The 3,554-nt window shown below is 51.2% G+C and carries 4 protein-coding genes; 2 read left to right on the top strand and 2 right to left on the bottom strand.

All coding sequences use genetic code 11. From position 1 onward, the window contains the following. Window positions 1-2 precede the first annotated feature (2 nt). Entirely contained in the window at window positions 3-185 is a 183-nt protein-coding gene (locus ACLQ7H_RS18250; protein WP_411753881.1) for a hypothetical protein, read from the top strand. On the opposite strand, the gene ACLQ7H_RS18245 is transcribed toward ACLQ7H_RS18250, so the two are convergent. Next, window positions 163-645, bottom strand: a complete 483-nt coding sequence (locus ACLQ7H_RS18245) for a hypothetical protein (protein ID WP_411753880.1) — start codon at window positions 643-645, stop codon at window positions 163-165. The two genes, ACLQ7H_RS18250 and ACLQ7H_RS18245, sit on opposite strands and share 23 nt — an antisense overlap. A gap of 327 nt (window positions 646-972) precedes the next feature. On the opposite strand from ACLQ7H_RS18245, the gene ACLQ7H_RS18240 reads away from it, so the two are divergent. Continuing rightward, a complete protein-coding gene (locus ACLQ7H_RS18240) occupies window positions 973-3,090 on the top strand; it encodes a TonB-dependent siderophore receptor (RefSeq protein WP_411753879.1) in 2,118 nt (705 codons plus the stop codon). Between the two features lie 45 nt (window positions 3,091-3,135). Here the strand turns inward: ACLQ7H_RS18240 and ACLQ7H_RS18235 are convergent, their stop codons facing one another. Then, window positions 3,136-3,312, bottom strand: coding sequence for a GhoT/OrtT family toxin (locus tag ACLQ7H_RS18235; RefSeq protein WP_411753878.1), 177 nt, complete (start codon window positions 3,310-3,312; stop codon window positions 3,136-3,138). Between the last annotated feature and the right edge of the window lie 242 nt (window positions 3,313-3,554).

Below are 3,554 nucleotides of genomic sequence, written 5' to 3'. Positions count from 1 at the left end.
CGTTGAGAACACTTATTTTTATTCTATGTATGATCGGCTATCTGCTGGTATTAGGCTATTTTGGCGTTTACGTTACCGATAAAATCTGCGAAAACGCGCAAAACTTAAGTAAAATCTGCCGCATGGTGGATATCTCTGAACCTCACATCCCACCGTCATCCGTCACCCCAGATAGTCGTGGGTGAACAATAACGTCAATATCGCTGTTATACCGACCACCGTGGCCCACTGGCGCCAACCAAAGAGTGCCAACCATTCCTGTTGCTCCTTGGTACAGTTGAATTGCCTGACGGTTAATGTGCCAGCCAACAACAGTGTCATGACTACCCAAACCAGGCTCAGGCTGGCGGGGGAGAACTCAGCGTGCAGAATATTGGCGTAATACAGGCGCATGGTCATAAAGTAGAGCAGTAATAGCCAACTGAACCCTCCTCTTTTCTTCAGGATCTGTCTGAGCATTAAAGCGATAAACAGGCTATGAGCGATGGAAATTACCGGTGCTTCAAAGGGTTGCCGAACGAAAATGTTGTACACCGCCAGATAGAGATTAAAGATCAGTAACGCATACACCGTATAAACATACCAGCCATAGACGACTTTCAGTCTTCTAGAGGGGATTGAGATGGGATTTGCTGTTTGAGTCATGCGCTCTCCTTGAATTTTCGAGATTTATAGCATTTGGCAGCTAAATGGAAACTAAACGGCTAAGTTGCATAACCCCCTGAGTAAAAGAGGGTTATCCCATGATGACGTGCCAACAATGAGCCGATAAACCTGGCTGGAACGCTCCTTGGCGGGGTGCATTTTGCTGCTTGAATCCATTGACGATAAAGATAATAATTATCATTGTTATTAGTATTTATTATCTAACAACATCAGAGCACCGTGACCTCGGTACGCCAAACTGGCCAGCGTTGTCAGCGCGGTAAGTTTTACGGTGCAATTTCAATGGATCCCATGGGGAATACAGGTATGCCTGCGTTTTTTCCTGCCAGTCGTTGTTATCTTTACTGCTCGTTAGCGATTTTCCTGCCTCTGACCTCTTTTGCTGAAGATACCCTCGTGGTAACCGCCAAACCCGCCGATACGGCGGAAACGGCGACGCATGGCTATGAGGCCAGCACCAGCCAGGGGGCCACTAAAACGGATCGACCACTGGTGCTCACCGCGCAATCCGTCTCTGTGGTAACGCGTCAGCAGATGAGTGACCAAGGGGCTTTGACGGTTAACGATGCGCTGAAATATACCCCAGGCGTATTCACCAACTTCTCTGGCGGCGCGACGCGTTACGACACCATTGCTCTGCGCGGTTTCCACGGTGGCGACGTCAATAACACCTTCCTGAACGGCCTGCGCCTGCTTAGCGACGGCGGCAGTTATAACGCCTTGCAGATCGACCCTTGGTTCCTGGAGCGTATTGACGTGATTAAGGGCCCATCTTCTGTGATGTATGGGCAAAGCATCCCTGGCGGGCTGGTGGCGATGACCAGCAAACGGCCGCAGTTTGCCAGTGAAAACCACGTCAATGTGATGGCGGGTAACAACAATACCAAAGGCGGCGCGTTTGATTCGACGGGGGCACTGAACGAACAGTGGGCATACCGTTTGACCGGCATTACCCGCACCAGCGACACCATGTATGACCATCAACGTGAAGAGCGCTATGCGATTTCGCCTTCGCTGCTGTGGCAACCGGATGAAAATACCTCATTACTGTTGCAGGCCAATCTGCAAAAAGATCCTTCCGGTGGCTACCACAGCGCGGTACCGGCAGACGGCAGCATTTACACCACCAGTGGGGACAAGCTGGGCCGAGGATTTTTTGACGGCGAAAGCAGCCGCAATGTGTTCAAGCGTTGGCAGCAAATCTACAGTTATGACTTCTCGCATAGTTTTAACGACGTCTGGTCATTCCGCCAAAATGCCAGCTATACCCATTCCAACGTGGAGCTGGAGCAGGTTTACCAGATTGGCTGGAACGCCGACCGCAGCGAGTTGAACCGTTGGTACAGCGGCTCCAATACGTCGTTGGATGCTTATGCCGTGGATAACCAACTGGCGGCGGAGTTCACAACTGGCGCGTTGGAACATAAGGTGATGCTGGGGCTGGATTATCAGCGCTTTACTAATAATCTGTGGGAAAAGTCTGGTTCGGCCACGCCGTTGAACCCATTCACCGGCGTTTCCGGCGGACCAGACATCACTATTCTCAGTCATACCGACTCTAAACGGCGTTATGAGCAGACCGGCGTCTATCTGCAGGATGAAGTCAGCCTCGACAACTGGTATCTCAATCTTTCCGGGCGTGTTGACCGCTTGGAAACCAAGAATACCGTGCTGAATACCGATGCTACCGATGCCCGTACTGACGACCACTTTACGGGCCGAGCCTCTTTGCTGTACCACTTTGACAGCGGTTTCTCGCCGTATATGAGTTACAGCTCAGCGGTGACGCCAGCGGTCCTGGCCGATAAAGAGGGGCATCTGCTCAAACCGACCACCAGCGAGCAATATGAGGCCGGGCTGAAGTATCAGCCTCCTGGCAGCAGCTCGATCTACAGCATTGCCCTCTACGATCTGACGCAGAATGACGTAGCCAACCGCGTGGTGAAGGACAGCTACTATGTGCCTGCCGGTAAGGTACATTCACAAGGGATTGAACTGGAGGCCCGTAGCCAGGTGAGCGATCGCCTGAACGTCATTGCTGGTTACAGCTACAACAAAGTGAAATTCAAAGACGCCGTTGACGGTAACGATGGCAATACACCCTACCTGGCACCTAGTCAGATGGCCTCTTTGTGGGGGCAATACAAGGCGGGGCTGGGTATCAATCTGGGGGCTGGCGTGCGTTATATTGGCAAACAGTGGGCGGATAATGAGAATACCCTGCGTATTCCTTCTGTCACGTTGTTGGATGCTTCGGTGCGCATGGATCTGGACAGCGTAGAACCGTCGTTGAAAGGGGCTTATGTGCAGCTGAACGCCAATAACCTGACGGACCGGGAATATGTTGCTGGCTGCTATGGCACTGGCTACTGCTATTGGGGAGCGGGGCGTTCAGTTATCGCTACCGTGGGGTATGATTTTTAACCGCTAAACTGTACTCATCCCGCTGAACGTTGGCGGGATGGGGCGCTAAAACAGCGAAAACAACAGCACCACGGGCAGGCTGAGTGGCCAGGTCAGGCCGATGATCAGCGCGCTAAGCAGGCGGATGGGGAGGGTATCGCGGCTGACCAGAAAAGTGACAATCATCGAAACCAACAGGCCAATAAAATACACGTATTGCGTGACTATCCACAGCGATGACATGAAAACGATCCCGGTAATTTTTGCCGCTCATTCTAGGCGGCTCCCCGCGAGTAATCAATGTGTTAATGCGCGGTAAAATGATTGAAGGAGCGACTGGTTGCTGTGGTGAAACAGTCCTTATCGAAATTAATTATAAATAGCCCTTGCTAATAACTCCGGGTTATGAGTAAATAGCGTCATCGGTTTGAAGTACAGACCTTATGAAAGCAGTTTTAGTAAAGTAGTTCTCAGTATTAGCGATA

It is taken from the genome of Serratia sp. (in: enterobacteria), assembly GCF_046715635.1.
GTDB lineage: Bacteria > Pseudomonadota > Gammaproteobacteria > Enterobacterales > Enterobacteriaceae > Chania.
This window is presented reverse-complemented; position numbering and strand designations above follow the sequence as displayed.